The organism is Pseudoalteromonas sp. MSK9-3 (assembly GCF_003590335.1).
Lineage (GTDB): Bacteria > Pseudomonadota > Gammaproteobacteria > Enterobacterales > Alteromonadaceae > Pseudoalteromonas.
In genome coordinates, this window is record NZ_MIET01000027.1 from 85,754 (window position 1) to 107,139 (window position 21,386).

Annotated in this window: 20 protein-coding genes; 8 read left to right on the forward strand and 12 right to left on the reverse strand. The window is 41.3% G+C overall.

The features are described 5' to 3' along the window. Positions 1-165: 165 nt before the first annotated feature. Positions 166-1,350 carry a dipeptidase gene (locus BGP78_RS11635; protein ID WP_119861544.1) on the reverse strand — a complete coding sequence of 395 codons (1,185 nt, stop codon included), beginning with the start codon at positions 1,348-1,350 and terminating at the stop codon, positions 166-168. 246 nt (positions 1,351-1,596) lie between these two features. Between BGP78_RS11635 and BGP78_RS11640 the strand changes: the two genes are divergently transcribed. Further along, positions 1,597-1,923, forward strand: a complete 327-nt coding sequence (locus tag BGP78_RS11640) for a hypothetical protein (RefSeq protein ID WP_119861545.1) — start codon at positions 1,597-1,599, stop codon at positions 1,921-1,923. A gap of 5 nt (positions 1,924-1,928) precedes the next feature. Here the strand turns inward: BGP78_RS11640 and BGP78_RS11645 are convergent, their stop codons facing one another. The 4 genes from BGP78_RS11645 to BGP78_RS11660 all read right to left on the reverse strand — a co-directional run bounded on the left by BGP78_RS11645 (position 1,929) and on the right by BGP78_RS11660 (position 5,977). Then, complete coding sequence (locus BGP78_RS11645; RefSeq protein ID WP_119861546.1) at positions 1,929-2,168, reverse strand: YheU family protein; 240 nt, start codon at positions 2,166-2,168, stop codon at positions 1,929-1,931. Next, the gene (locus tag BGP78_RS11650) at positions 2,165-3,148 is read right to left on the reverse strand and encodes a hydrolase (RefSeq protein ID WP_119861547.1); all 984 of its coding nucleotides are present in this window, start codon (positions 3,146-3,148) and stop codon (positions 2,165-2,167) included. Before BGP78_RS11650 ends, BGP78_RS11645 begins: the two co-directional genes overlap by 4 nt. Before the next feature lie 448 nt (positions 3,149-3,596). Continuing rightward, positions 3,597-4,061, reverse strand: a complete 465-nt coding sequence (locus BGP78_RS11655; protein ID WP_119861548.1) for a TIGR02444 family protein — start codon at positions 4,059-4,061, stop codon at positions 3,597-3,599. Further along, positions 4,058-5,977, reverse strand: a complete 1,920-nt coding sequence (locus tag BGP78_RS11660; protein ID WP_119861549.1) for an ATP-binding cassette domain-containing protein — start codon at positions 5,975-5,977, stop codon at positions 4,058-4,060. Before BGP78_RS11660 ends, BGP78_RS11655 begins: the two co-directional genes overlap by 4 nt. Positions 5,978-6,107: 130 nt before the next feature. Here BGP78_RS11660 and BGP78_RS11665 point away from each other — a divergent pair, with 130 nt between their 5' ends. Then, positions 6,108-6,308, forward strand: coding sequence for a YheV family putative zinc ribbon protein (locus BGP78_RS11665; RefSeq protein WP_119861550.1), 201 nt, complete (start codon positions 6,108-6,110; stop codon positions 6,306-6,308). A 17-nt stretch (positions 6,309-6,325) separates the two neighbouring features. On the opposite strand, the gene BGP78_RS11670 is transcribed toward BGP78_RS11665, so the two are convergent. Both BGP78_RS11670 and BGP78_RS11675 read right to left on the reverse strand, forming a co-directional pair. Beyond that, positions 6,326-6,538, reverse strand: coding sequence for a SlyX family protein (locus BGP78_RS11670; RefSeq protein ID WP_010363806.1), 213 nt, complete (start codon positions 6,536-6,538; stop codon positions 6,326-6,328). After that, a complete protein-coding gene (locus BGP78_RS11675; RefSeq protein WP_119861551.1) occupies positions 6,538-7,524 on the reverse strand; it encodes a WD40 repeat domain-containing protein in 987 nt (328 codons plus the stop codon). The genes BGP78_RS11670 and BGP78_RS11675 overlap by 1 nt, the downstream gene beginning before the upstream one ends. Before the next feature lie 249 nt (positions 7,525-7,773). Between BGP78_RS11675 and fkpA the strand changes: the two genes are divergently transcribed. Further along, a complete protein-coding gene (gene fkpA, locus BGP78_RS11680; RefSeq protein ID WP_119861552.1) occupies positions 7,774-8,526 on the forward strand; it encodes an FKBP-type peptidyl-prolyl cis-trans isomerase in 753 nt (250 codons plus the stop codon). 85 nt (positions 8,527-8,611) lie between these two features. On the opposite strand, the gene rsd is transcribed toward fkpA, so the two are convergent. After that, on the reverse strand, positions 8,612-9,082 hold the full coding sequence (gene rsd, locus BGP78_RS11685) for a sigma D regulator (protein ID WP_119861553.1): 471 nt from the start codon (positions 9,080-9,082) through the stop codon (positions 8,612-8,614). 458 nt (positions 9,083-9,540) lie between these two features. Here rsd and hemE point away from each other — a divergent pair, with 458 nt between their 5' ends. After that, positions 9,541-10,605, forward strand: coding sequence for a uroporphyrinogen decarboxylase (gene hemE / locus BGP78_RS11690; RefSeq protein ID WP_119861554.1), 1,065 nt, complete (start codon positions 9,541-9,543; stop codon positions 10,603-10,605). A 67-nt stretch (positions 10,606-10,672) separates the two neighbouring features. Here the strand turns inward: hemE and speE are convergent, their stop codons facing one another. Beyond that, positions 10,673-11,533, reverse strand: a complete 861-nt coding sequence (gene speE, locus BGP78_RS11695; protein ID WP_119861555.1) for a polyamine aminopropyltransferase — start codon at positions 11,531-11,533, stop codon at positions 10,673-10,675. Positions 11,534-11,871: 338 nt separating this feature from the next. On the opposite strand from speE, the gene speA reads away from it, so the two are divergent. The 3 genes from speA (at position 11,872) to BGP78_RS11710 (ending at position 16,103) form a co-directional block, all read left to right on the forward strand. After that, complete coding sequence (gene speA, locus BGP78_RS11700) at positions 11,872-13,752, forward strand: biosynthetic arginine decarboxylase (protein ID WP_119861556.1); 1,881 nt, start codon at positions 11,872-11,874, stop codon at positions 13,750-13,752. A 121-nt stretch (positions 13,753-13,873) separates the two neighbouring features. Beyond that, positions 13,874-14,749: an acyltransferase gene (locus tag BGP78_RS11705; RefSeq protein ID WP_119861557.1), complete on the forward strand. Its 876-nt coding sequence runs from the start codon at positions 13,874-13,876 to the stop codon at positions 14,747-14,749. 106 nt (positions 14,750-14,855) lie between these two features. Continuing rightward, the gene (locus tag BGP78_RS11710; RefSeq protein ID WP_119861558.1) at positions 14,856-16,103 is read left to right on the forward strand and encodes a mechanosensitive ion channel family protein; all 1,248 of its coding nucleotides are present in this window, start codon (positions 14,856-14,858) and stop codon (positions 16,101-16,103) included. Here the strand turns inward: BGP78_RS11710 and chrA are convergent. Beyond that, on the reverse strand, positions 16,041-17,162 hold the full coding sequence (chrA, locus tag BGP78_RS11715) for a chromate efflux transporter (RefSeq protein ID WP_119861559.1): 1,122 nt from the start codon (positions 17,160-17,162) through the stop codon (positions 16,041-16,043). The two genes, BGP78_RS11710 and chrA, sit on opposite strands and share 63 nt — an antisense overlap. 178 nt (positions 17,163-17,340) lie before the next feature. Between chrA and BGP78_RS11720 the strand changes: the two genes are divergently transcribed. Further along, a complete protein-coding gene (locus BGP78_RS11720) occupies positions 17,341-18,135 on the forward strand; it encodes an ABC transporter substrate-binding protein (RefSeq protein ID WP_119861560.1) in 795 nt (264 codons plus the stop codon). 145 nt (positions 18,136-18,280) lie between these two features. On the opposite strand, the gene BGP78_RS11725 is transcribed toward BGP78_RS11720, so the two are convergent. Continuing rightward, positions 18,281-20,842 (reverse strand): serine hydrolase, encoded by a 2,562-nt coding sequence (locus BGP78_RS11725; RefSeq protein ID WP_119861561.1) that lies wholly within the window; start codon positions 20,840-20,842, stop codon positions 18,281-18,283. Between the two features lie 177 nt (positions 20,843-21,019). Continuing rightward, complete coding sequence (locus BGP78_RS11730; RefSeq protein ID WP_119861562.1) at positions 21,020-21,367, reverse strand: rhodanese-like domain-containing protein; 348 nt, start codon at positions 21,365-21,367, stop codon at positions 21,020-21,022. Positions 21,368-21,386 lie beyond the last annotated feature (19 nt).

Sequence of the window (21,386 nt, forward strand, 5' to 3'; positions counted from 1 at the left end):
CTGTATTTTAAATCTAAAACCCCTTATCTTAAATATCGCTTTTTAAAGCGACTTCTCTTCTGATTTTTCTAAATTACGTTTAATGTTACAGAAAACTACCTGAGTGACTATTTAAAATGAAGTGAGTATAGGCAACAATAATCTCATCATTGCCTGATATAAACGTTAAAATTGACGTGCGTACTCTTCAGCTTGTCGCCATACTCTCAGAGTATTTCCCCCTAAGATTTTTTTAATGTGTCCTTGGCTATATCCTCTATCTAATAACCCTTGTACTAGGTTTGGATAGGTAGATACATCTTTTAAGCCAATGGGTAAAGAGTCGCCTACTCCGTCATAATCAGACCCAATGCCAACATGATCAATGCCTATGAGCTTAACAACATGATCAATATGATCAAGCACTTGCTCTAACGTAGCGAATGGGAATGGGTTTTTCGCACGGTATGCCGCCGCAAAGTTGGTGCTTGCAGTGCCCTGTTCTTGCGCCTCTTGACGTGCTTTGTTCCGTCCGTCGTACCAGTTTCTTGAGGTGGCGGTGACAAAACTAGAGCCAAAGTTTATTTGAATAACCCCCCCATTTTTTTTCAGGGCTTTTAGCATTTTATCATCCATATTGCGCTCAAAACCGGGTGTATACTTGCGCAACGAGGAGTGAGAGGCAATAACCGGTACTTTAGATATTTCCATAGTTTGATAAAAAGCGTCATCAGAAATATGTGATACATCAATTAACATACCAATCTTATTCATTTCAACTACGAGTTCTTTGCCAAATGGGCTCAGTCCTTTCCATTTTCTACGTACATCGTACGATGAATCAGATATATGGTTACTTTGTGAATGTGCCAGGGTGATATAACGCACGCCGCGGTCAAAGAAATGTTTGAGGTTACTTAGATCCCCTTCAATTGGCGAACCATTTTCCATTCCCATCGCAATGGACATTTTCTTTTGTCTAAAATGGCTGTGAATGTCTTTTGTTGAATAAGCAATTGCGAACTTATCAGGCGCTCGAAAAGCCAAGGCTTCCATACCATCAATTAATTGGTTTGCGAGTAAATAGCTTTTTCCTTTACCTTCAAATTCTAGGTTTGCGGGAATGTAAATTGACATAAATGGCGCGTTTAAGCCGCCTTTTACAGCTCTTGGGTAATCAAAGTCACCACCGTCTGTCGCTTTAGTTACATCATCCCATTGCATTTTTAAACGATACGGTACGTCAATGTGTGTATCTATCAGAATATTTTGTTGTGCAAGACGGTGAGCAAGTTCAGATGCTTGATAATCTTTAGCTTGTACACCTGAAACTACCAATGCCAAAGCGCAAAGAGAATAGCGTAAGGTCATGATTTTGCCTATATAGTTTAGTTGTCATGACTAGACTATAACTGAAAAACAAAGCGGTAAAAACTTTCTTAGGAGTAATCTTGATTTTTCACGCGTCAAAACGAGTTTCTGGTAGTGATGTATAGCACTCAATATTAAATGTAATGTTTTAGGAACTAGGTAGGTTGATGGTGTAACATGATCTAATAATGTACCTTTTTTGATGATACCATAGGCTTTGCTTTTGCTTAATTAGCTTGGATCTGTATGGTATTTATCGTTGTATTCACATATATATTAGAATTAATAATTAGCTCTAGTATTCTTAAACTCTTAGTTGGTTCACTTGGTATATTTATTTACTTTGTACATGAGCAATATCCATTTAATGCTAAAAATATTAACGCTTATTTAGCTCTACCATTTGTATCTGCTATTGTGTTGGTCACTTATAACATATATGGAGTATTTGATTTTGGTCGTGTAGAAGAAATAAAAGGAACTTTGTATTTCGCATTTATTAATTTATTTATTACATCTATATTGGGAGCGATTGCCTACTACATAAAGACAGTGTTCAGGATGAAAAAGTAGCTGAACTACTGGTAATCTTCACTTTGCATGGCATTAAATTGGGCTTTAGTCACTATATTGACAGATTCATGTAGCTCTGAGAATACAATCAAAGCCTCTCCTGAGATAAGCAGGGCTTTAACGTGTTCCATTTTTTGCTCAGTAGAAAACTCTTGTTCACCATAGTCAGTCCCTTCACGCAATACATAGTGCTCTAGTAGGTTAGTCAGTGTATTAGGGTCGAGCTGTTGATGGGGAATGATCATCGAGATTTGTCCGTAACTTTAAGAGAAGAGAAATAGTGTGGCACGATTTGTTCAAGCCAAAACTGAGGCTTTAAGGGATTTTTTCCGCCAATGAAACCAACATGCCCACCTTGTTCAGAGACCGCCAGTTTAACAGAACCGCTGACTTGACCTTGATCAGGAATAGCCTGTGTAGATAGCATGGGATCATCTTTGGCGTGGATCAGCAGAGTCGGGGTTTGAATCGTTTTTAGATAAGATTGGGCACTGGCCTTTTGATAATAATCTTCCGCGCCTTTAAAACCATGCAGAGGGGCGGTAATGAGGTTATCAAACTGCCATAGGTCATTTAGGTTGTTTAGCGTGTTTTTATCTATTGGTAATACACTTTGAATAGTTGGTAGCTTTCGAGAGAATGACTTTTTCATTCTATCAAGCAAGTATTTTTGGTACAGACCATAGCAGCTTTGTCGGATCACTTGGCAAGAAGATGACAGGTGGTAAGGGGCTGAAATCACCGCTGCGCCAGATAAACCACTATTGTGCTGCTGTTCACCTAAATACTTTGCTAGCACATTTCCGCCTAAGGAAAACCCGACGGCGTAGAGTGGGCTGTCAACATAGCGTTGCTTTAATGTTTGTACTAGGTAAGCCAAGTCACTTGTCTCACCACTGTGATAAGCCCTGGCTAATTTATTGGGCGCGCGTGAGCAGTTTCGAAAGTGCATTAGAACGGTATTAAAACCATGATTACTCAGGGCGTTCAACATACCTTTGGCATAAAAACTATTAATATTACCTTCTAAACCATGCAAAATAATGGCAATAGGTGCTTTGGTTTTTTTCTGTGGTGCCCATGCTAGCTCAAGAAAGTCGCCATCTGGCGTATTCAGTTCTTCAAAGCACACCGGGACTTTATGAAAAGGTCTAAAAAAACGCGGCAGTATCGTTTGCACATGTCTATTGCGCATCCACCATGCACTTTTAAATGAGTAGTCCATAAAACATCTTGCTATCAACGGGCCAACTAGTTTAACAAAAAACACTGTGCCTGTTGAGGATTATATAAGCGAAATCGCAGCTAATAAAAAGCACCCGACTAACTAGGTTAGTAAGGTGCTTTGTGCGTCGTGCTTAATTCTTTAATGTCGGGAACTGACGGTTTATCTATGTACTGAATAACAATGCTATTGTTCAGGCACCTCAGCATCGTTTATTTTTTTCATGAAATAATACACATAGAAAAGACACAGGCCGATAACAATCGCTAAAAACCCGAATGATAAAAATAAGACTGGGTCAGTAAAAAAGTCTCTGAAGAATACGCTCATTGCCGTGCCTCCTAATTAGTTGATGTACTCATATTAGTAGAGCAAGGCTGAGCAAATGATGATCAAGATCAAGTTTATTAGGTGCGGTGTAGGACTTAGTTGGACACTTTGATCTCGATCATGTTTTTGGGCCTAAATAGCACCGTTTAAGTGCGTTCAGGTGCTGACTTTCAAGGTACAGGCTGAGGTTATCTGCTGTTAAATTCTCAGTCATAACGGTCTTGTTTAATGCGTCGACTAATAGCGATTGTTGAAACTTTTCAAGAGCTAACTCACTATTGAGTAATTGGGCCCGAACATCGTGATAATGGGGGTGCTGTTGGTAGGTTGATTTCAAGGTACGGCGTAATAAACGATGCTGCATTAAAAATTGCGCATCGATATCACCACAAAGACTTTCCAGCGCATGACACTGAGCGGCTGAAAGCTGTATTTGAAGTGTATCCAAATACAGTAACAGCAAGCATAAATTTACATTTTTATTGTGTTTGTCTTGCAATGACAACAGCTGAGGTTGCATATCTTTCATTGCATAGACTTCACAAGAAAACAGCCAGAAATGTGCTGCTGAAAGCACCTTCATGCATCAACGCCTTCTTCAAATGCGCGCTCTTTTTCTTCTAGCTCCTCTAGTGACAACAGTAGGTCTTCTTCAATTTGATTGAGCTTTGGGGTAACGTCGGCTTGTTGGCTAAGCAGTGTCGTCAATTTGGCTTTATTATCGTCATGATAAAGATCGTTGTCAGCCAGCTGTAGTTCAATTGCGGATAGTTCATCCGTATATTTATCCAGTGATTTTTCTAATTTTTCTATTTGCTTTTTAAGCGGTTGGACTGACTTTCTGAATTCGGCTTCTAGGCGTTTTTGTTCTTTACGGTTACTGCTCGAATGACTCTTTGACTCAACTTCTGGCTTTTTAGCAGCCTCTTTGTTGGCGTTAAGTAACCATTGATAATACTCATCCAAATCGTAGCCAAATTGTGTAACAGTACCGTTATCGACTAAATAGTATTCATCAGCGGTATTTTTTAGCATATGGCGATCGTGCGATACCGTCACCATCGCGCCTTCAAACCCTTGGAGTGCCATAACGAGTGCGTGGCGCATTTCGAGGTCTAGGTGGTTGGTTGGTTCATCAAGTAGCAGTAAGTTAGGCTTTTGGTAAACGAGCATAGCGAGTACTAAACGTGCTTTTTCACCCCCAGAGAAAGGGGCTACTGGCTCTAGGGCTTTATCGCCAATAAATGCAAATCCCCCTAAAAAATCTCTTAATGATTGTTCGCTGGCTTTAGGGTCTAAGCGCTGTAAATGTGTGATGGCATTTGCTTGTAAGTCTAACGACTCTAACTGGTGTTGAGCGAAATAACCGACATTTAACCCTTGATGCTGAAATACTTCACCCGCTTGTGGTGTTAATTCGCCAGCTAATAGCTTAATAAGCGTTGATTTACCCGCGCCATTACGACCCAGTAAAGCGATGCGACTACCCGGCACAAGGTTTAATTTGATTTTATGTAAGATGGTGACATCGCCATATCCTGCCACCGCGTTATCTAATGTCATTAAGGGATTAGGCAGTGCGCTGGGCTGTGCAAATTCAAAGTTAAATGGTGAGTCAGCATGGGCGGGCGCCAGTTTTTCCATACGTTCTAGTGCTTTTACGCGACTTTGGGCTTGCTTAGCTTTACTTGCTTTGGCCTTAAATCGTGTAATGAATTGTTCTAAATGGGCAATATGTTCTTGCTGCTTTTCAAACATGGCTTGGTGCTGTGCCATTCGTTCTGCTTTTTGACGCTCAAACTGAGAGTAGTGACCTTTATATACATTGATGAGGTTTTGATCTATGTGCCAGATTTGGTCGATCACCGCGTCTAAAAACTCTCTGTCGTGCGAAATGAGTACCAGCGTGCCAGTGTAAGCGCGTAAAAAACGCTCAAGCCAATACACTGCGTCTAAGTCTAAGTGGTTGGTGGGCTCATCAAGAAGCAGCAAATCAGCATCGCGAATAAGTGCTTGTGCTAAATTTAAACGCATTCGCCAGCCACCAGAAAAAGCACTCACAGGGTTGTCGATTTGTTCGTTGCTAAACCCCAAACCATGAAGTAGCTCGCCTGCTTTAGATTCAATACTATAGCCTTCAATTAGCTCTAGTTTTTGATGCACTTTGGCTTGCGCTGCACCATCGCCATTGACTTCAGCCTCTTTCAGCGCCATACGGCACTGGTAATACTCGGTATGACCTTGTAATACATATTCAAGGGCGCTTATCTCTAATGCGGGGGTTTCTTGTTTAACTGAGGCAATAGACCAGTCTTTAGGAAATTGAAAATCACCAGAGTCTAATTGCAATTCACCTTTTAGCAGCGCGAAAAGAGACGATTTACCACACCCATTTGCGCCAACTAGGCCGACTTTATGTTCGGGAAATAAAGTAGCGTTGGCATTTTTTAACAGTGTTTTACCACCACGAAGTAATTCAATATCAGACAGCTGGATCATAATTTCAATTCTAAAGACGCATTGTGGCTATCATAACATGATCTGCTTTATCCTTTTCAAGCGTATCATGCTTAGTCGCTTTAGGATAAAATAGCTGGGTTGTAGTATAACCCAGTATTAGGGGAGCAGAGTGAGACAAAAGAAACGCTTTATTGCCGGCGCATCTTGCCCAGAATGTAAAAAGATGGATGTGATGATGCTGTTTAAAGAGCATGACGTAGAAAAAGTAGAGTGCGTTGAGTGTGGTCACGTTATGACACAACCAAAAGAAGCGGTACAAGCTTCTACTCGGCAGTTTGAACAAGTGATTGGTGTATTTAAGCCAGAATAAACTCTGGCCTAAATGTATCAATAATGGGGCGGTGGTGGCTCTTGATGCTGCGGTATAAGACCTGAATCTTGACTTTCTTTCATTTTCTCGCCGATCAATTCAATTTGGCGTTGCATTTTTGCCAAGTGTCTTTGGTGCGTGCGCAGTTCATCATTTAAGGTTTCTATCGTATCGTCTTGAAAAGATACTTTAGCCTCAAGTTCCATCACTCTGTTTTCTAAATCGGTCATTAATGGCTCGCTTGCTTAAATCGCTCTAGTAATCCGCTGGAGCTTTCGGTGAGCAGTGCGTTTTCTTGCTCTAAAAATGCGACGTCAAATACGACCGCAGATTTTGGTCTGCTGCCAGCTCTGGGTTCAACCAGCCAAGAATCTAGCTTTTTACCGTTACTTACTTGCCACAAGTCAAGCTGGCGACTGGGAGAGCCGGTTAACAGCAAATTGCTTTTTTCGCTAAAGCGCACTGCACTGAATATTTTCTGTCGCGCAATATACTGCAATTGTGAAACAAGATCACCTGAAGTCAATTGCCAAATACTGGCTTTTTTTAAACTGTCGGCTGTGAAAGCGTATTGCCCACTGGCATCCAGCGCGACTTTAGTCACTCTACTGGGGTGGTTGAAGCGGTGAATGACCTGGCCTGTTCGTGTATCCCAAAAGTAGGCGCTGTAATCATTGGCACCTGTGAGGGCAAAGTGGCCATTAGGGGATAACGCAATACTATTAATTTTTTCTTGATGACCAAGGAACTCTATACGCCTACCACTGACTAAGTCTAAGTGAACAACTACGTTGTCACTGCGACCATATAAGACGTACCGGCCTTGATTGCTAATTGCAATATCACGAATGGTCCCTTGTTTTATTTGAAAGAACCCTTGGTTTTGGCCGCTTTGTATATTCCAAATAGCAAAGGTGTTGTTTTCAGCAGTAACAGCAAAGCTATTGTCATAGGCAATGGCGAGCGAATGGACTAAGTTGTTGTGTATTTGGGATTGGTGCCACTGATATTTTAAACCATGCTCTTGATTATCCCATAGACTAACACCATGTTCTACAGACGAAACTAGGCTATAACGACCGTCATGAGACAAAGCGGCTGCAAAAGCGCCTCGTGCAGCATGCTCAATGGTCAAATCGGATTGATTTGGTGCATCAGAGCAGCCTAGTAAAGTCATAAGTGACAGTAAAGCACTGGCATGAAAAACATTGGGCATAATATCGGTATTTTCCCTTAACGTCATGTTACTCAAAGGGTAGACTATGTGCTATCTGCCCATTTTAAAGTGATGCATTCTTTGATACTAGCGTATCAACCCGCTAAAGTCGCGTTTACTATACGCTGTTTAGCGTTTGCGTTTGGCATCGACTGCGATGAATGATAATGTGGCTACAATAGATTTAACCATTAATATAATATTAACAGACTGCTGTAAGGTAAGTCAGATTAAGAGAGACTAAATAGAATGAAACAGACGATTAAATTGTCTTTAGTTGCTGCGTCAATTTTAGCATTGACTGCATGTAATCAAAAAGCTGAAGAGAAGCCGGTAGAAGTGAAGCTTGAAACAGAACTACAACAACAAGCTTATGGTATTGGCGCTTCAGTAGGTAATTTCCTACAAAAAGATTTAGCTGACAAAAAAGGCTTTGGTGTAGAACTTGATCAAGCGTTATTAATGCGTGGTTTCCAAGATGCGTTAGCGGGTGAAGCGAAACTTGACGAAGAAAAAATTCGTGAAGTATTAACTGCACTTGATACATCAGTACGTGAGCTGCAAGCTGAAAAAACAAAAGCTGATGCTGAAAAGAACAAAGCTGAAGGTGAAAAATTCTTAGCTGACAACGCTCAAAAAGAAGGTGTTACGGTTACTGAATCTGGCCTACAGTATGAAGTGCTAAGCACTGCTGATGGTAAAAAACCATTAGTTACTGATGTGGTTAAAGTACATTATAAAGGTACTTTGATTGATGGTACTGAGTTTGATAGCTCTTATTCTCGTAACGAGCCAACTACGTTCCCATTGAACCGTGTTATCTCTGGTTGGACTGAAGGTTTACAGTTAATGCCAGTAGGGTCTAAATTCAAGTTCACTATTCCTTCAAACCTAGGCTACGGTGAACGTGACCTTGGTAAGATCCCAGCTAATTCAACGTTGGTTTTTGAAGTAGAATTACTTGAAATTCAAGACGAAAAAGCAGAAGCGGCTGCAGAATAATTGCCAAGCAATGATTCATAATAAAAAAGGGCCATCGGGCCCTTTTTTATTAGATGTATTTCAACATCCCGCAATGTAGAACGAGTTAACGACTATAGTTTGCATAGAGGTTGTCAATCAACTCATCTTCGAGCTCAAAACGAAGCTCTAAAGTTTCACCTAACTGAGATAAGTCATTATCAAACTCAACCAGAGCATTGTCTTGATTGGCCTCTGCATACTTGTCATTAAAGTCTAAAGCAATGTCAGTCGTTGAGGCAATTTTAGGATATAAGGCTTGAGCAAGCTGTGCGCTTTGGGTGCCCTTTTCTTTGCAGGCTTCAACAATGTTGTCATAAATTTCAAAATGGCCAGCAGATAGATAGTCCATTAATATTTGGCAAAATGATTGGATCTGCATCTGATCTGGCAGTGCTTGTTCACTCTTTTCATAAGGTGAAAAGCCAGCAATTTTACAATATAGTAATAACAGTTCCTGACGTTCAGCCAACCATGCATCAATAACACTATGGCTACCTCCCCACTTTTGTTGGGCTTGTTCTAATCTAGAAAGCATAGTGGACTCCTTTAGCGGGTTGTTTTCCTCTATGAAAATGAAATCTGCCTCAAAGGTCAACCTATTTTTCTTTTATTTATCAATTAATAATGTAAGCCTTTGTTTTATATATCGTTGTTGTTTTGGGGAATTTAATATTAAGAGGCAATAAAAAGTATTCGAATTGATAGTCAATATTCTAAATAGCTCGTTGATAATAATTGCTATTTTTATTATAAAAAGTGTTTGTTGTGATTTGGGTAATTAAATCATTTAATGATAAAGTTTATATTTTGTAGCGTTTTTGTGTTTTTTATGTACGGCGTTCGCTTTGGGGTTAGTTTGTTTGTGTTTTGCAGTGTTGGGTGTTTAATCTAGATCATATTCCGTCATTTTGATGTGGGCTTTTGATAGAGCGTTTGCTTTGATAGTGATACAATCTGCACAATTTTTAAAGCATTGGAATTGAGAGAGTCGCTATGAGCGAATTGAAAAATGATCGTTATTTACGTGCGTTGATGAAACAACCTGTTGATGTCACTCCAGTATGGATGATGCGTCAAGCAGGCCGATATTTGCCAGAATATCGTGCTACTCGCGCTCAAGCTGGTGACTTCATGAGCTTGTGTAAAAATGCTGAGTTAGCGTGTGAAGTAACATTGCAACCGTTACGTCGTTATCCACTGGACGCGGCTATTTTATTCAGCGACATTTTGACGATTCCAGATGCGATGGGCTTAGGCTTATACTTTGAAACAGGCGAAGGCCCTAAATTTGAACGCCCCATCAGTTCTCTTGCTGATGTGAAGAAAATCCCTAAGCTAGATCCAACCGATGAGTTGGGATACGTTATGAATGCGGTAAGTACCATTCGTCGTGAACTTAAAGGTGAAGTGCCTTTAATTGGGTTTTCTGGTTCACCTTGGACATTAGCTACTTATATGATTGAAGGTGGCAGCAGCAAGACCTTTGGTAAAATCAAGAAAATGGCCTTTGCAGAGCCAAAAACACTGCACTTACTATTAGATAAGTTAGCGGATTCAGTCATTGATTATTTGAATGCGCAAGTTAAAGCTGGTGCACAATCATTGATGATATTTGATTCATGGGGTGGCGTGTTAAGCCCGCGTGATTACAAAGAGTTTTCTTTGCAATATATGCATAAAATTGTTGATGGTCTTATCCGTGAAAATGATGGTCGCAAAGTACCAGTAACGTTATTCACTAAAAATGGTGGCCAGTGGATTGAAGCAATTGCAGCGACAGGGTGTGATGCTGTTGGGCTTGACTGGACTATTGACATTGGTGATGCGAAACGTCGTGTAGGCGATAAAGTTGCATTACAAGGTAACATGGACCCTTCAATGTTACATGGCACGCCAGAGCGTATACGCGAAGAAGTACAGCACATTTTAGCTGGATTTGGCGAGGGGAATGGTCATGTATTTAACTTAGGCCATGGAATTACACCTGAAGTTGACCCAGAAAATGCGGGCGTATTTATCAATGCAGTACATGAGTTCAGCGCGCAATACCACAAGTAACGTTATTTACTGAGTGAATAAAAAAACCCAAGTCAAGGCTTGGGTTTTTTTATTCATATAATTCTATTTATTTTTCAAAAGCACGCTTCATAAAGTTTGGTGTAGCTAGTGCGCCTTTGTGAATGCCGACGTTGTAATAGTCAGTATGAAACTTGGCATTGTCAGCATCTTGCTCTCTAAATCCAGAGAAAGCTTCGCCTTTTCGTGCCATGGTAGATGACCATAAACCACTAGGGTAAATCGGTTGAGGGAACGGTAAGGTTTGTAAGTCGCTAAACCCAACATCACGCATCGCATCGCGCATTTCAATGAGCAAAGGCATATGCATCAGCGGTGATTCACTTTGTTGGATCATGATCCCACCTGTGCGTAGTGCGTTTAGGCAACTGGTATAAAACGCATGGTTAAATAGACCTTCACCAGGACCAACCGGATCAGTGCCATCAACAATGATTACATCGATTGAGTCAGCTGTTGCTTCGCGCATAAATTTAATGCCATCGTCAAACATCACGGTAGCGCGTGAGTCGTTATTAGACTCGCATAGCTCAGGGAAGTATTTTAGGGACATATTGGTGACGACTTCGTCGATGTCTATTTGGGTCACTGATTCTACGTCAGGGTGCTTTAATACCTCACGTAGTGTGCCACAGTCACCACCACCGATGATCACCACATTTTTTGGTGCTGGGTGAGAAAACAAAGCGGGATGACTCATCATTTCATGATAAAAGAAGTTTTCTCGGCTGCTCACCATAGTACAACCATCAATTATCATTAAATTACCAAAATCGGTTGTTTCATACATTTCGACTTTTTGAAATGGAGATTGGATCTCATCGAGCTTTTTATTGATGCGCAGAGAAAAAGCGCTGCCATCACGGTCACTTACTTCAGTGAACCAGCGGTTAGCTTCTAGATTTGCCATATTTATTTCACACTTAATATTCTATTTCGGGTAATTTTGCCAGTGAGCACGTGTTTGCTCAATCTATTTTAACTTATCTTTAAAAATAGTGGTGAAGAGCGGGATAGTAAATAAACGTCCGGCAATAAAATTAAAATGCATGGATAGGGAGTACCCAAGCATAAGTTATCACTCACAGTAACGATCTTGATGTGTTAATACCTTTTACTTAGGTTTTTGACGAGCAGAAAGTAATCTAATAGAAGACAATATTTGCAGTAAAGCCGATGAATTGTGGTCGCTAATAATCTAAACGCGTATTAAAATACGCGTTTAGATAAAAGTCATTTGAGGTTGCCATGAAGTGGGGCTTAGAAACAGCACGAGATATCTACAATGTTGCACATTGGAGTGATGGGTATTTTGATATCAATGAACAAGGTGAGTTGGTCGCATTCCCGGATGGTAAAAGAGAAACGCCGGCAATCTCATTTACAGACTTAGTTGAGCAGTTCAAAGCGCAAGGACTAACGTTACCTGTATTGGTGCGATTCACCGATATTTTGCAGCATCGTGTTGATACCATGACAAATGCTTTCTCACTTGCCTGTGAGCAAAAGGCATATCAAGGTGAATATACCTGTGTGTATCCAATTAAAGTGAATCAACAGCGCTCCGTTGTGAGTAAGTTATTGGCCCACCCGAGTGGCTTAGTTGGGCTTGAAGCGGGTTCTAAACCTGAACTAATGGCTATTTTAGGTATCGCGACGAGCCCTATTACCATTGTATGTAATGGATACAAAGACAGCGAGTTTCTGCGGTTAGCCTGTATTGCACAGGCGATGGGTCATAAAGTGAATATCGTCGTTGAAAAGCTCTCAGAGCTGACTTCGTTAATCAAAGAAATTGATGATTTGGGTATTGAACCATCGATTGGCATTCGCATTCGCTTAAACTCAGTCGGCAAAGGCAAGTGGCAAAATACCGGTGGCGAAAAAGGTAAGTTCGGCTTAACTGCGGGTCAGGTTTTAGAAGCAGTTGAAACATTAAAGCAGCATAACAAACTGCACCTGATGAACTTAGTGCACTTTCATATAGGATCGCAAATTGCCAATATCCGAGATATTCAACGTGCTTTGATAGAGTGCGCCCGCCACTTTGCTGAATTAACACGTTTAGGTGTCCCGCTAAAAACCGTCGATGTAGGCGGTGGGCTCGGTGTTGATTATGAGGGTTCAGGCTCTCGTAGTGCGTGCTCAATGAATTATACGGTTGAAGAGTATGCTCGCAATGTTGTGAGTGCCTTTGCAGATGTATGTGAGCAGCATAATCTGGCACACCCGGCCATTATTACTGAGTCGGGCCGTGCATTAACAGCGCACCACGCGGTGTTAGTGACAGATGTTATCGATATCGAACAAGCGCCTAAACAAACATGTGGTACTGCGCCAAGCAAAACAGACCATGTTATTTTACATCAGTTATGGCAAGTATTGCATGGTATTACACCGCGTTTAGCGCTTGAGGCTTATCATGATGCCATGCACTTATTCAGTGAGGCTCATGGGCAGTATGTGCATGGGCTAGTGAGTATGACGCAATGGGCACAAATTGAGTTAATGTACTTTACGATTTTGCACCAAGTCCGTGAAACGTTAAACGATAATGCGCGTTCACACCGAGAAGTGTTAGATGATTTAAACGAAAAATTGGCCGATAAATTGTTTGTGAATTTTTCTTTATTTCAATCTTTACCTGATGTGTGGGGGATCCAGCAGCTATTTCCTGTGATGCCTATTGAATCGTTAGATCAGCCGCTAACACAACGTGCCATTATCCAAGATATTACGTGTGATTCAGATGGACAAATTCGGGAATATGTTGAAGGCTCAGGTATTGAATCAAGTTTACCGATACCGCCGTATAAATTTGGTCAACAGTACCATTTAGCCATGTTTATGGTAGGCGCATACCAAGAGATTTTAGGGGATTTGCATAACCTATTTGGTGATACAGACTCGGTGCATGTCGAGATGACGGAGCAAGGTTATACGTTAACGAATGCCATAAAAGGAGACAGCGTCGCTGATGTGCTCAAAGTGGTGCACTATGACCATGAAAAACTCTCGGAGAATTTCTCTGAGCAAGTGAGCCAATTAGATACTACTCAGCAAATAAAAGAACAATATTTGGCTGAATTAAATGCAGGACTTGCCGGGTATACTTACTTTGAGGACTGAGGTTTTTAGGTTCTGTGGTTTTTCATAATGCAAAAACAAGGTATTATTCTCTGTCATGAATTAGGCGCATATGTATAGCAAGGTGTGCGCCTTTTGAATTAGGTTGTAAAGGAAACATTGAATGTCGTTGTTACGTCGCATTTTCAGTTTACTCTTGTATGCACTGAATACTCTCGTTTGGTTTATTCCCATTTTTCTCTTTGGGCTATTAAAGTTAATTCCTATTCCAGCATGGCAAAAGGTATGCAGTATAGTGGCGAAAGAGTGTGCCAGCTTATGGGTAGCAGGCAATAGCTTAAATCAAAATCTAATCGCCCCATTTAAGTTAACTGTGACAGGGCTAGAAGATGTTAAGCAAAAAGATTGGTATTTGGTGATTGCAAATCATCAAAGCTGGGTTGATATTGTAATTATGCAGCGTGTATTACACAGGAAAATCCCGTTTTTAAATTTCTTTTTGAAGAAAGAGTTATTGTATGTGCCTGTATTGGGTTTAGCTTGGTGGGCATTAGATTTTCCGTTCATGACACGGACCAGTAAAAGTCAGTTGCGTAAAAACCCCAAACTGAAAGGTAAAGACATAGAAACGACACGTAAGGCCTGTGAAAAGTTTAAAACCATGCCTGTGAGTATTGTAAATTTTGTTGAGGGCACCCGATTTACACCTGATAAGCACCAACGACAAAAAAGCCCGTTTGATAATTTGTTAAAGCCCAAAGCGGGTGGTATTGCTTTTGTGATGCAAGCGATGGGGGAGCAAATCAACAGAGTCGTAAACGTAACCATTCATTACCCTGAAGGGATCCCGAACTTTATTGATTTTGTTAGTGGTAAAGTGAACCAAGTAGATGTACATATTGAGGTGATGCCAGTGAGTGAAGAACTTATTGGTGATTATAGTAACGATAATGAGTTTAGAGTGCGGTTCCAGTCAGAGCTGAACCGTTTATGGAGTGACAAAGATGATCAGCTGCGAGCACTCCAAAAGCAGCAATAGTTCACTGATATTATAACCCAAGTAGGTACTGGGGTTGACGTGTCAGTTGAGTTTTCACATGGACGTGATGAACAACACAAAGTCGTAAATAAGGAGTAAGGCAATTATGGGTATCGCTCACATAACAGATTTATTAGCGCCTTGGTTTGACGGGCTACCAAAAGAGACACTGTTAAGTGCTATATCAGCGAACAGTATTGGATTTATGGCCGTTGTAATCGTGTATTTATTCACGCGTAGGCTGGTCTTTCCAACAATTCAAAATACGTTAACGAAGTTCTCCCCATCACGATTAGGCATGCTTAGTGAGCATCTTAATAAGTTTACAGGCCGGTTAGCCGCGATGCTCAGCTGCGTTGCTTTTCTTGCATTTTATCCCAGAGTGTTGGTCGCGCCTGAGTGGGTATTGATCAGCTTAAGGTCGGTGGGTCAAATCGTTCTGATTGTAATATCTGGCTTTTTGGTGAGCAGTTTAGTGAATTTGGCCCATGGTATTTATAGCCAGTTAAGATTTGCCAAAGATGTGCCAATACAAGGGATTGTGCAAGTTACCAAGCTCATGACTTTTATTATTTGCAGCATCTTAATTATTAGTTTGCTCCTCGATAAATCACCGACCTATATTTTGTCGGGTTTTGGTGCCATAGCGGCAGTGACCTTGTTGGTGTTTAAAGACACGATTTTAGGATTAGTTGCTTCAATACAAATTGCGGCCAATCGACTCGTTACCATTGGTGATTGGATCCAAGTTGATGCGTTTGGCGCAGATGGTGAGGTGATAGATTTAGGGCTAAACACGGTGCGAGTTCGTAATTGGGACAATACGGTTACAACGATCCCAACTTATATGCTGATCACCGATTCATTTAAGAATTGGCGAGCAATGCAAGAGTCTGCAGGAAGGCGCATCAAGCGGGCCTTGTTAATTGATATGCATAGCATCATAACCTTGACTGAGACCCAAGTCGCACAATTACAAAGCACCTTCCCTGAAATTGCGAATATGGGGGAGTTACCCGAACCTTTGACCAATATAGGGTTGTATCGTCGTTACGGTGAGGCGTATTTACGCAAGCATAAAGACATTAGTCAAGATTGCGTTTTAATGGTGCGAGAGCTCGCCCCACAACACCATGGCTTACCGATTGAGTTTTACTGCTTTAGCGTAAATAAACAGTGGGTTTTTTATGAGCATTTACAGGCTGACATAATGGATCATATGTTGGCAGTGATGTCGGAATTTGAGTTGCGCCCGTACCAAAGTGTATCGGGGCAACTGCAAATAAATACCCTACAAGATGAAGCCCAAAGCCGCAAAGGCAATGAGCATGGTCCAGATGGGCGGCTTAAATAGTTTCATGCAAGAAAAGCCAATGAGTACGATGGCAATATGCCAAAGCTCTGAGACCGCAGATAACCAAATAGGTTGATAAAATGCTGCGGCAAGTAAACCAACAACTGCCGCATTGATGGCGGCAGTAATACTGGCAAATTTAGGTAAATTACTTAATGCGTACCAACTATTTTGACATGTATACATGAGTAATAACCCGGGTAGAAAGACCGCCAGCGTCGCAACAATAGCGCCTAAGATGACATTATCAGGGTGAGCAATTGCCCCTAGATAAGTGGCAATAGTAAACATTGGACCTGGCACAGCTTGTGCAGCAGCATAGGCTGTGAGAAAGTTCTCTTGAGAAACATGTTCAACACTGTTCTGCAATAGCGGTAGTACCACATGGCCCCCGCCAAATACCAATGCGCCTGCTTGATAAAATTGAGCAAAAATGGCACTGGGCAAACTCAGTAAAGATAAAGCAAACAACACGATAAATATGACCAAAGTCGGCCATTGCCATTGAGCTGTGGTGTTTTTTGATGTGCTGGGTACATGTGAGAAACGATAAATAGCGCCTGCGAAAGCGGCTATTACAAGCAACCAAATCTGACTAAATACACTGGGTGAGATCAGCATAAATAAGGTGCTTGCGAAAGTCACAACTTTCAGTGCTGTTGTTTTACAAAAGCTTTTAGCCATCGTTAAAATGGCATCGGCGACAATGACCACTGCAAATAGTTTTAAGCCATGGATCACGGCACTCAAAGTGCCTTGTAATTCGGACGCGGTCAATGCCAATACGAACATGATTAAGAATGAGGGAAGCGTAAAGCCAATAAATGCCGCCATGCCGCCTAATAAGCCTGCCCTTTCAACTCCAATAGCAAAGCCGACTTGGCTCGAGCCAGGCCCTGGCAGTATTTGTGACAAACTGATCATAGAACTGTATCGTTCGTTTGAAAGCCAGTTTAAATTATCAACAAAGTGCTTTTTGAAAAAGCCAAGATGTGCGGCTGGACCACCAAAACTGGTGCAACCTAATAAAAAAAACTGATAGAAAATACTCAATACCATGGGTCACCTTATGTTATGGTTAGCACGCCAGCGTTACATATAATTATGACATTTTTGTGACTGTGCGATAAGGCGCATTTTCGCGGTACAAAACAGAGGGTCATTGAATAGACAATGCTTGGGCACTACACTTAAATAAACGTAATGGGTTGCTACCAAACAGCAGAGGTAAGATGATTTGAAATGCTCTATTGTCAGTTTATGGCTAATGGTATTGTTACTGGTAAATACCGCCTATGCTGATCATGATAAAGTATATGTCGCTATTGACCATGCACCGCCATACAGTGTTATAACTGATGAGGGGGATGTATCCGGCCTTATTATTGATATTTTAACGCAGTTGCAGCCGTATACAAAAAAGGGTTACAAAATAGAGCCTGTGCCTTGTCCTTTCTCACGCTGTATGCGTATGTTGATCCAAGGTGAAGTTGATGTGTTAGGTGGCCTTATTCGTACGCCTGAACGTGAAAGAATGATGCAGTTTGTTTCACCTCCTTACATGGCGTTGCCGTCTTCTTTCGTTTTTTATGCCAAACAAAGCAGTGACATTGAAGTTAATGCGTATGCTGACCTTAAAAATAAACGCATAGCTGTGATGCGCGGCGGGGTGTATTTCACTCAATTCAATGAAGACCGCAGTTTAAACAAAGTTGCAGTTCCTTCTGAGCGCGTGGCTGTTGATTTGCTATTAAAGGGCAGAGTTGACTTAGTCATTGCCGTTGAAGACACCGCTGAAGTTGCGATGAGTGTATTAGATCAACCCGCGTCGAAATTAAAAAAAGTCGCTTATCGTTATACCAATACCATATATGGTCACATGGCGTTTAGTAAAGCGTTTGCCAAAAGCGCCCTTGCTATACAGCTAAATCAAGGCATGATAGATATGGCAAAAGTAGGCACTTTAGATAGAGTTATCGCGCCTTATCACTTGCCCAAAATTCCAAAAGTGCTGCTGCCTCACTCACCTTAGTAAAGTGCTATTCAGTTGGTGTGTATATTGTGCTTAAAAACACAGTGAATAGAGTACATCGCAATGACACATATAACCCTTATTTGAGAAGAGTGTAAGTTGCTATGAAAAGTAGGGCGAGGTGCATTGCACCTCGCGAATACGTTTATGGTTGGTAGGTGTAAGCCAAGCGCAATGCTAGCGTTTTAATTTCATCCAGAGCTTCTCCATGCATATCTACGTTAATATCGCCATTACTGAGCAAGATGATGCCATTTTGTGTACGAGTATCACCGATTAAATAAGTGAGTACACCAGGATCTGCCCCATTGTGATGAATGATGTCACCATCTAGCTGCCAAAAGTACCCTATGTCTCGACTGCGTGTTGGTGTTTCAGTTTGTGAGGACAGCATTTGGTTGACCATATTGCGCGAAAAGACTTGTTTGCCGTCTACTTTACCTTTATTCATCGCCGCCTTGAGAAAGTATGTCAGATCATTGGCGGTGGATATCACTGAGCCATCGGCATAGGTAATACTGCGGTAATTAGGGTATACAGCAGGTTGCATCGTAATTGGATCTAAATAGAGGCGTTTGGCAACATCCGAACTGGGTGTATCTAGACCCCAATAGGTATTGTGCATATTTAACGGAGTGAAGACATAACGTTGTGACAGTTCGGTAAACGGGGTATCTAATTTTTTCGCGAGTGCATAAGCGGCTAAATCAGTCGCAATATTTGAGTATATGTGTACCTCACCGACAGAATAGTCGTATTGCTGGCTATAATTTTGTGGGGTATTAAAAGTTCCCTTGTCGCTTAGATATTGACGGAAAAATTCAGGTAAATCGGCATCAACTTGTGATGGACACAGATCTTCTTCTGTCATTAAATTATATAAACTCACTTGGCTGTCTAGCACATAGTAAGTACAGTTAAAAATAGACGGGTTATCTATGATGCTACTGGTGTGGGTAATAAGGTGACGAAAAGAGATTTCGTTGGCTTGGTTATTAGGCACATACAATGGGAAGGGAAGTAACGGGGTAATTTTTTCATCTAATGAAATATGCTTTTTGTCTACAGCTTGGGCAAGGGTTGCGCCGACTAATACTTTACTCACTGAAGCCAAAAAGAAAGGAGTATCTGCAGACACTGCTGTGTTATTAAGATCTTGTACCCCAAACCCAGCAGAAAATACCGTAGCGCCTTCATGTATTATGGCAGCTGATAGCCCTGGTAAGTGGTACTTAGCCATAATCTCATTCACTTGTGCTGTAAATTCATGCGGCTTAAGTGGAAGATAACTCTGCTTACCTAAGTGGTTGAGTACATAATCGTAACTGGCAAAGCGGTGTGAATCCATTTCGTAGGTGTTGAATGCAGACACATTGATATGGGGTGATATGCCAACTCGCTCAAAATTCTCCCCTTGCGCATTACGATACACTTCGTTCGATAAGCCCATCTCCCATCCGTTTGGTAACGTAAAAGAAAGGACATCTGAAAACTCGCCAGATGTTTCTTCACCAACTTGTGTTACATGAGAAAATTGGCGCATTGCCATGGTAAAGATTTCAGCTGCACTGGTTGTAATTTGGCTGGTAAGTAAGTAAACCGGTTTGTTGTATGGTGCACTATGTTGCTTTATTAGTGCTCGTACGGGGGTACCTAAGCCGCTCTCATTGATGGCTTGTTTGTTAAAAGCTAAAATATCTTGCGTGGCAAACCGACCTGCAATGGCTAAGGCTAGATTATCACTTCCCCCTGTATTTATACGAATATCTACAATCAATGCATCTGTCTCAGCAAGGTCTTGTATGATCATATCTAATTGGCTTTGCAAAGCCTGCAACTGGTCGGCGTTACTTGCATCCTCAAGCGCATCAAAATCAGCCATATTATTAATTGTCAAAATGCCGATATTATCGGTAGTTTTCCCCCAAATAAATGTTTTCGTGTCTTTCGTTTCGGGTAATGCGCGCAAACTAGCGGGTGTAATATAAGTGCTAGTAATACTTTGGTGGCTGGCAATAAGGCTGCTGATCACATCGGACTCATCAAGTTCTTGACCTGTTCTCAGCGAGGCGCGAGCGAGCCCCTGAATTGCATCTAATAAGGGAGACGGTTTTGCGCCTGAAAACTCATATTGTTCCGCACTGAGAAAGACATGACCATCTTGCAAAGGTTCAACCATTGTCGACATGATAGTGAAGAGTGCCTCATCGTCCATCGCATCAGTGATTAATGGCTTAAACTGATCATACTGTGCTTGCCAGTCGACTTCTCTGAGTTCAAAAAATGCGTAATAGTCGTTAAACGTATGCCAAAAATGATCGAACGTTTGCGTTGCTGAAACTTGGCCCGTTGTGTTTATAGGAGATTTACACGAAGTAGGCAGGGTCGAGGTTTTAGTAAATGGATTACTACTCAGTTCACCTTGGTAAGTGACATTAAGCATGTTGTTACTGGTACGAGAGAGGGCTGATATTTCAGGAGGCAGCCCATTATTGCGTTGTAAAGTATGTGTTTTGATACAACTATGTTGGTTATATTCATATCGTAAAATAGTCTCCTTAGAAATATCGAGTATTTCACCGTATGCAGTTTTTTGCCATACACCAATGAATGAGTTATCAAATTCTGGCTTTTTATCGCTGTTACAGCCTATGAGCATGAATGGTGCAGAGATAAGTATCCCAATTACTTTGTACTTTTTTAACATCGTATGTTCCCTCTCGTACTGGTTATGTTAAGGGAATTTTAGCTGGACTTGGGTGGCAAAAGATGTGTGTAAATATTGAACAATTGTTATGAAGGGTAAGCGTGTGCCTACACTTTTATACAATGAGGAGATACGATTAAAAGCAACACGTACCTCCAAAAGCAGGAGTAATATGGATTACGATAAAGTTGCGTAAACATCGTCAAATTTACAGGTGATCACGCTAATATCTTGATAACCAATACGCGTTAGTTGCTCTGCTGCAAATATGGCGCGACCACCTGCTGCACAGTGCAAGTATATGGGCCGCTCGGCGTCCTTTTCTATGTCAGGTAATTTAAACTCTAGTAAGCCCCTTGGAATATTAAGGGTATTAGAAATCGATTTCTGTTGATGTTCACTGGGTTCTCTTACGTCAATCAGCAGGCCGTGATTATTAAGTAGCTCAGTTTTAGCTTGTGCCGCAGTAATACAGCGCTGGTTAGGTCGCACGGTTTTTAATACGTCTTGTATGCTGGTTAGCATTATGGCACTCCTAGTTTAG